Source organism: Xenorhabdus griffiniae (assembly GCF_001028135.1).
GTDB lineage: Bacteria > Pseudomonadota > Gammaproteobacteria > Enterobacterales > Enterobacteriaceae > Xenorhabdus > Xenorhabdus bakwenae.
Genome location: NZ_LDNM01000167.1, coordinates 1 through 7,505, shown reverse-complemented (window position 1 = coordinate 7,505; position 7,505 = coordinate 1). Strand labels below are relative to the sequence as shown.

At 44.2% G+C, this 7,505-nt stretch carries 7 protein-coding genes and 1 pseudogene; 2 read left to right on the top strand and 6 right to left on the bottom strand.

Annotated elements, in window-relative coordinates:
• Positions 1-85: 85 nt before the first annotated feature.
• The 4 genes and pseudogenes from AAY47_RS19280 to AAY47_RS19265 all read right to left on the bottom strand — a co-directional run bounded on the left by AAY47_RS19280 (position 86) and on the right by AAY47_RS19265 (position 3,827).
• Positions 86-2,164, bottom strand: coding sequence for a prolyl oligopeptidase family serine peptidase (locus AAY47_RS19280; RefSeq protein WP_047771966.1), 2,079 nt, complete (start codon positions 2,162-2,164; stop codon positions 86-88).
• A gap of 166 nt (positions 2,165-2,330) precedes the next feature.
• Positions 2,331-3,116, bottom strand: a pseudogene (locus AAY47_RS19275) (Tn3 family transposase); the annotation flags it as partial.
• Between the two features lie 92 nt (positions 3,117-3,208).
• Positions 3,209-3,493 carry a NadS family protein gene (nadS, locus tag AAY47_RS19270; protein WP_047771963.1) on the bottom strand — a complete coding sequence of 95 codons (285 nt, stop codon included), beginning with the start codon at positions 3,491-3,493 and terminating at the stop codon, positions 3,209-3,211.
• 1 nt (position 3,494) lies between these two features.
• Entirely contained in the window at positions 3,495-3,827 is a 333-nt protein-coding gene (locus AAY47_RS19265) for a type II toxin-antitoxin system RelE/ParE family toxin (protein ID WP_047771961.1), read from the bottom strand.
• 243 nt (positions 3,828-4,070) lie between these two features.
• Here AAY47_RS19265 and AAY47_RS19260 point away from each other — a divergent pair, with 243 nt between their 5' ends.
• Together AAY47_RS19260 and AAY47_RS19255 are read left to right on the top strand one after the other, a co-directional pair.
• Positions 4,071-5,318 (top strand): ParA family protein, encoded by a 1,248-nt coding sequence (locus AAY47_RS19260; RefSeq protein WP_047771959.1) that lies wholly within the window; start codon positions 4,071-4,073, stop codon positions 5,316-5,318.
• A gap of 3 nt (positions 5,319-5,321) precedes the next feature.
• A complete protein-coding gene (locus AAY47_RS19255) occupies positions 5,322-6,335 on the top strand; it encodes a ParB family protein (protein ID WP_047771957.1) in 1,014 nt (337 codons plus the stop codon).
• Positions 6,336-6,570: 235 nt separating this feature from the next.
• Here the strand turns inward: AAY47_RS19255 and AAY47_RS19250 are convergent, their stop codons facing one another.
• A complete protein-coding gene (locus AAY47_RS19250; RefSeq protein WP_047771955.1) occupies positions 6,571-6,837 on the bottom strand; it encodes a helix-turn-helix domain-containing protein in 267 nt (88 codons plus the stop codon).
• Positions 6,838-6,854: 17 nt separating this feature from the next.
• Complete coding sequence (locus tag AAY47_RS22140; RefSeq protein ID WP_160300221.1) at positions 6,855-7,076, bottom strand: hypothetical protein; 222 nt, start codon at positions 7,074-7,076, stop codon at positions 6,855-6,857.
• Positions 7,077-7,505 lie beyond the last annotated feature (429 nt).

Sequence of the window (7,505 nt, the reverse complement as noted above, 5' to 3'; positions counted from 1 at the left end):
CGGGCAACCACAGAATTCGGAAAAAATAGTACGCTAAGCTTTTTCATGATGCCGTAATGGCCGGAACAGCCCGCCATCAGCCTTTTTATTCTGCCAGATTGAACCACATAAATTCGCTAACCAGCGCGCTATGGAATGCAGACTGTTTTTTATCGATTGCGGCACTGTGTCCCCCCCCGGTATTTTCATAGAAATACACCTGTTGGTAGCCCATTTTTTGCATACGTGCCGCCATCTTACGCGCATGTGCCGGATTGACTCGATCGTCGCTGGTTGCGGTATAGAACAGCACTGGAGGGTAGTTCCCCTGAGCCTTAATATTGTGATATGGCGAGAAAGTTTTTATATACGCCCACTGATCCGGTTTACTAGGATCGCCATACTCAGCAATCCATGAGGCTCCAGCAGAAAGCTGAGTATAGCGTTGCATATCTAGCAACGGCACTTCGCAAACTATGCAGCCAAACAATTGCGGATACAATGTCAGCATATTGCCAACTAACAAACCTCCGTTACTGCCTCCCCTAGCCCCAAGATGTTGTGATGACGTCACCTTTCGCGCAATCAAGTCTTCTGCTACCGCAGCGAAATCCTCATAGGCACGGTGGCGATTTTGCTTGAGCGCTGCCTGATGCCAGGCGGGTCCATATTCACCTCCGCCACGAATATTAGCGACCACATATACCCCTCCTCGTTCCAGCCAGGTTGGTGCCTCGTAGTCTATGTAGTTCGGCAGCAAAGATATTTCAAAACCACCGTAGCCGTATAACAATGTTGGATTCCTGCCGTCCAACTTGAGATCCTTATCTGAAATCTGGAAATATGGAACACGTGTACCGTCTTTGGAGCGAACGAAATGCTGGCTGACCTGATATTTACTCGCGTCAAAGCTCTGTGGCCCCTGCTTCAGTAACTTTGCTTCTCCACCGTCGAGGTTGCCCATATACAGCGAAACAGGGTTCAAAAATTCACTTATAATCAAGAAATAATCATTATTTTCTTCATCGATACCGCCAGCGGAAATAGTACAGACGGAGCCTGGATTACCCAATGATCGTCGCTGCCAACTATTGCCCAGCGGAGTTAATACCTCAAGTCGGTTTATCACGTTATTCATAATATTGAGGATTAGATGATCACGCGTGCTGCTGTAACCGCTCAGTGCTGTCTGCTCATTAGGTGTGAATAGCACCTGCAATTCGCGTTTACCCGCCAGATAATCGTCGAAGTTTGCCGCTAGCAATGCACCGGACGGATAACGTTTTCCGAGCACTACCCAATCTTGGCTCAACCTGATTAACAGCCATTCACGATGGGTGTTAATCTCTGCGTCTGCTGGGGTATCAATCCTGATCTGCCGATTCTGGTTTGTCAGTAAGAAATATTCACGGCGATAAAAATCCAGACTGCGGCCTACATAATCTCGTTCAAAGCCCGGCGTGCGATCGTGATAAGCGAATACCATCATGTCTTCTGGCTGTGCTTCATACAGTGTTTCGGCAGTGCTCAACGATGTGCCTCGCCGCCAACGTTTAGCGATACGCGCATAGCCAGACTGAGTCATCGAGCCAGGACCAAAATCAGTAGCGATAAACACGGTGTTTTTATCAATCCACGATATTTCGCTTTTAGCCACTGGGACGTTAAAACCGTCCTTAACGAAGCGTTTGGCTATCAGGTCAAATTCGCGGATTTCGGTAGCATCACCTCCATCCGGTGAAAGCTTCATCAGGCAATATCTGTATTCTGGTGCCAGTGGCTGCGAACCGTGGTACGCCCAGTCCTTACCTTCCATCTTGACTAGCGCGTCAATGTCTAACACCGTTTCCCACGCAGGTTTGGTTTTTCGGTACTCCTGCGGTGTGGTGCGCCGCAGCAGGCCGCGTGGGTTGGCCTGATCTTGCCAGAAGTTATAATAGTAATCGCCGTATTTTCTGACCCACGGGATTTGAGTGTCTTCGTTGAGGATATTCAGTACCTGTTGTTCCAGATTACGGAAACTATCTCCCTGAACATAACGTGCAATGGTGCGCTGGTTCTCTTGTTTCACCCACTGTAGTGCGGCTTTGCCCTGCAAATTTTCCAACCACAGGAATTCATCGCTGGCAACAGCTTCACCCTCCGCGGCTATCGCCAAGCGGATGCAATTAGACAGCGAAGCCATCGCGAAGACGGTTCCTGCTGTTTGTGCACATATTTTAATAAACTTGCGCCGATTGGCTACTGGCAAAATCAAGCTCCTTCTGACAGCAAAAAAATAAATATATCATTTAAATAGTTAGTAGTTAACCCGAATTCGGGCAACCACAGAATTCGGAAAAAATAGTACGCTAAGCTTTTTCATGATGCCGTAATGGCCGGAACAGCCCGACATCAGCCTTTTTATTCTGCCGCCACACATAGTCGCTGGTCAGATTGATGTGTTCCCAACCCAATGGTGACAGATATTGCAATAATTGTTCATCAATCACATTGCCAGCCGCATGCAGCGACTGTATTGCACGTTCCAAATACACCGTATTCCATAGTACGATTGCCGCTGTCACTAAATTGAGTCCGCTTGCCCGGTAACGTTGCTGCTCGAAACTGCGGTCACGAATCTCTCCCAACCGGTTGAAAAACACCGCCCTGGCTAGTGCATTACGCGCTTCTCCCTTGTTTAGTCCAGCATGGACACGGCGCCGTAATTCAACACATTGCAGCCAGTCGAGAATGAACAGTGTGCGCTCAATACGTCCTAGCTCGCGCAATGCGACGGCCAGGCCATTTTGGCGGGGATAGCTGCTAATTTTTCTGAGCATCAGGGACGCTGTCACCGTTCCTTGTTTGATCGAGGTGGCCAATCGCAAAATTTCATCCCAATGGGCACGCACGTGTTTGATATTGAGTGTACCGCCAATCATTGTGTCCAGCGCCGAGTAATCTTTGCTGTTTTTCAGAATATAGAGTTTGGTCTCCTTCAAGTCACGAATACGTGGGGCGAAACGAAAACCAAGCAGATTCATCAACGCAACTACATGATCGGTAAAGCCTGCTGTATCGGTGTAATGCTCTTCAATGCGCAGATCTGATTCATGGTACAATAACCCGTCAAAGACATAAGTTGAATCGCGTATGGTTCAAACTGACACTCATGGCCTGTCTGTTACACTTAGCGTACTATTTTTTCCGAATTCTGCAGTTGCCCGTACTACAGCTATAACACCCATCAATGCGCCGCCAACGCCTTATAAAAATCAGGATTATCCTGGATAATCGCTAACACTTTTGCTGCGAGTCCTGCCGGGTTTCGGCGTTTCTGTTCCCAGCTTTTAATCGTATCAACACTTGTGCCTAAAGCCTTTGCCATCTCTGCCTGTGAAATATTCAGTTGAGCACGAATCGCTTTGACGTCGGCTACTTCGTATCGGGTCACACGTGCAGCAGCTTTATTACCTTGTTTAATTTCAACGGCTTCTTCGAGGGATGCTTTCAGTTCGTCAAAAAAACTCATGTTACACCTCATCTTTTAGTAATTTTGTCAGTTTTTTCAATTCAGCTTTTTCGGTATCCGTTAAGCTGTCTTTTTTACTTTTCGGATAAGCCATCACCAGATAGATGGTCTCTTCAGTTGCAAGAAAGTAGATCACTCTGGCGCTACCGCTTTTTCCTTGCAAGCCTGCCGCCATTCTGATTTTGCGTAACCCTCCGGTACCACGAATGAGATCGCCTTTATTCGGTGATTCGATAAGCTCTCGTTGAAGTTCTTTTAGCTCATCATCAGTGGCAATTTCTTTTATCTGTCGGGTAAACAGACTGGTTTCGATAAACTCTATTGCATGGCTCACTCATAAATCCTCTTTATTATAGAGTACATTGTACTCCATTAATTCTAACATTACCATAATGGCTTCCAAATTGGGAAAACAACCCCCTTGTTCGCCAAAATGAACTTGTCTTATAACTTTTTGTAGTGCATTAAATGCGTTAATTTTGCATTTTAATGCGCTTTTATCTCTATATGATATATTTAAATCTGAATGAAGTAAGATGTTTCATTCCTACACTGAAATAACGAAGGATATTCATATATGAGATTATTAGAAGATATATTGGTTATCGGTCAGAGAATGAAAAGCGAGCAATGTTCACTTAAAGAATCCATTACTGAGTCTTCTCGCGTTAATGTTTCTGATGAACAGGTTGATGGGCTGGATCGTCTGATTTACAACCATTGTATGAATAAGAAAGCACTGGCTGATTTATTCGGGAAATCGAGGAATACGTTCAGCAAAATTCTGGCGGACTTAGAGAGCCAAAAAATGATCAGTGAACCGATTTATCAGAACAAAAATCACCTCTATACCCGTTTTGATGTTCAGACTATTTTGAATGAATTGGAGGCACCTAAATACAGTGATACCTATCTTCCCAGAGTGATTGTCACGGAAAATCATAAAGGGGGGACAGGAAAAAGTACCACGACAGTGACATTAGGTACTGCTGCTGCGCTGGATCTGAACCTGAATGCACGTATCTGTATTATTGATTTTGACCCTCAGGGTTCGATTGGCAGTAACATGATTCGCTCGACGACTGAGGATGATGTTTTCCTGACAATCACGGATATCCTGCTGGCAAATTATGAACCGGAAGGTGAATTTGCTAAGTATATTGATGCGGGCTATGCGGAAGTGGACATAATCAGCAATATTCCGTTCAGCACGCACTTACCCAATCTTGACGTTATTCCCGCATTTCCTACTGATGACCGATTTACTGATATCTACTGGAGTGTGGATAAAGAAGAAAGAGAGACGCTGTTAACCCGGTTCCGAGATGTTGTGATACCGATACTGAAAAATAAATATGACTTAATTTTCATTGATACGCCGCCACAAGATTCCCCGATTATCTGGTCAGTAACTGAAGCTGCTGATGCGTTGCTAATTCCGATCACACCTCGTGAATATGATTTTGCTTCAACGACAAACTACATGCTGACGCTGGCTTCCCGACTGAAGCAATTTCCATCACGTGGGGAAAATATTAAATGGCTGAAAATGTTGGCTGTGAATGTCGATGATAAAAGCCAGCATGAAATGCGGACGCTGAATAAGTTAGTCAGAACGGTTCAGGACAAATTCATGACAACGAATCTCAAGCATTCTGAAGCCTTCGTTGCCGCGGCAGAAAAAGGCAGAACGGTTCTGGATATCAAAAAATCAGAGGAGCTATGTTCAGTAAAACAATTTGATCTTGCCGATATGTCAGTGCAGTCGGTCTACCAGCAATTTATCAATGAGATAAAAATTATCTCTACGAAAAGCGAGGGATAAATCATGACAGCGATAGAGCGCGGCAGTAATAAAGACATTTATTTAAGCGGGCATAAGAGAACCGGCTTCGAGCAGAAGAGCGGCCTATCTTCATTAAAACCGGCGGTAAAATTAAAACGGTTATTTACTCTTGCGGATGGGCGTAAGGTTGAAGCTGAGCACCTTGTTATCAGTGCTGAACAAATCGAGAATCTGACTTTTGTTCATGAGATGAACCCTCGTAATCAGAACGCCATAGATGATTATGCAGTCCGCGATATTCTGGGTCAGATCAGGGCAAGAGGCGTTGATACCGAAGGTATTGCAATTAAACGCGATAATAAATTTGCTCTTATCGAAGGTAGCCGGCGTCGGTATTGCTGTCTGAAAACGAAATCTGATTTGCCATTATGGGTATTACCGGATGATCTGGCTGTAGATGATATCAATGCACTGATTAATGCATCACAAAGCTCAAAGAAATTTTCATATCGTGAAGTAGGAACACAGTATCAAGAAAAAATGATAATGCTGGGATTCAGCACAAATGAAGAATTAGGGAAGTATCTGGGCATCAGTGCGGAATCTGTGCGTAAGCGTATTCAAGCCGCATTGATTGATGAGAAATTAATATCAATTTTTCCTGATTCCGAAGGGATACCAAACAGTTTTTATTCTCGCTTGGCGAAGATCCAGAAATTAGCAGAAAAGGCTCAGATTGATTTCGATAAATTGTGTTCTGAAGTTGCGGTTGAAACAGAAGGTATTGATGTCAGCGAGATAGAAAAAAAGCAGCGCTCCATTATGGATGATTTAAGTGTTGCTTTGGAATTAATGACATCAGATGCCCCAATAAAAGGTTGGGAAACGACAGAACTTGTTTCGTTCGATAGTAAGGATAAATATGCCCGGGTTAGTCGTAGTGCAAACGGGCGCAAAGTGAAATTTGAATTTAACCGAGTGAGTGTCGATTTATTAGATGAAATTCAGCAGTTGATTATAGAACGTTTGAAGAATGAACATGTGTCGCCAGAGTAAAACAACCCCCTTGTTCGCTAAACGATAATTTTCGCCAAAGCCGGATTGCAGCAGGCTTGTTTGTAAAATCAGAAACCAAAACAACCCCCTTGTTCGCCAAATTAAATTACACAAAAATAGCTGAAAAGAAAAAAGCTCTGAGATTTAAAAATGGCCAATCAGACTGCCATTTTAAGCTCAGGGCTTCATATTAAAATTTATCATTTTTACAAGCTGGGCAAAAAATTGAGAGGGATTATTCTTGTGGTTTATTGCGAACATTACGCTCAATAAGTTGACCACGCTGATTAAAATAACGGCTAGGCCAAATTTCTGAGGGATGGATGCCGAGATAATTCGCGATGACCCATTCACCTTTAGGCCACGGCCTGCTGAATGTATTTGCGAGTGTTGATGAACTAAGCCCTACTTCACGGGAAAGTGCGGCTAAGGTAGTACCACGTTTGCGTAATGCAGCGATAATATCAGCCTGATGCCAGTCATTTTTGATGTTGTTATTCATTCCTGCTACCCCTTCCATTAATTAATATTGATGGTGGCGATTCGGACAGGGTTTGCACTACCGGAGTATCCACCGGCGAGACCGAAGTCTCCCCCATCTGAACCGCCATTGAAAGGGCGATAGCAAACGCACTGGCAGAAACATCCTACCAGTGTTTGGATACTCAGGGGTGCAAATCCCTGACCATTGGTATTTTCCAATGGCGGGAATACTTTAACTGATTGTTTTATCAGACTCAATAACAGAACGATTAAGTTTAACGCTTACAACTCCTCTCAATATCACATGACTCAGAGGAGAATACAGACGGCTAAAGCAATCTTGGTTATTTGTTTTAGTTCGTGATCGTTTCGCTATCCGTATTTCCTCTTTGTTTTTCAGACTTATTTTATTTATTTCAAAACATTCCCTGCGTGTCGGTTAGGTTTACCGTTCCGTAGTACGTCAGATAATGTGTATACAGGGCGAGGGTTTCGGTAAGTTTTTACGGGAGTTCGCGATGTACTCAGTACGGCGATGGTGTACTCCTCGCTCAGTACCTGAACTTAAGTCAGGATGCACATTTTATGGCTCGCCGGATCGCTGATTTAGGCCATGATGCGAAGCTGATATAGCAAAATCATCATAACATGGCATATTCAATATGCTCTGTAAACAGCTCATCAACT

Coding starts and splice junctions, on each gene's coding strand:
- nadS (WP_047771963.1), bottom strand. CDS start 3,493: ATGAGTTTTTTTGACGAACTGAAAGCATCCCTCGAAGAAGCCGTTGAA.
- AAY47_RS19250 (WP_047771955.1), bottom strand. CDS start 6,837: ATGAATAACAACATCAAAAATGACTGGCATCAGGCTGATATTATCGCT.
- AAY47_RS19260 (WP_047771959.1), top strand. CDS start 4,071: ATGAGATTATTAGAAGATATATTGGTTATCGGTCAGAGAATGAAAAGC.
- AAY47_RS19280 (WP_047771966.1), bottom strand. CDS start 2,164: ATGGCTTCGCTGTCTAATTGCATCCGCTTGGCGATAGCCGCGGAGGGT.
- AAY47_RS19255 (WP_047771957.1), top strand. CDS start 5,322: ATGACAGCGATAGAGCGCGGCAGTAATAAAGACATTTATTTAAGCGGG.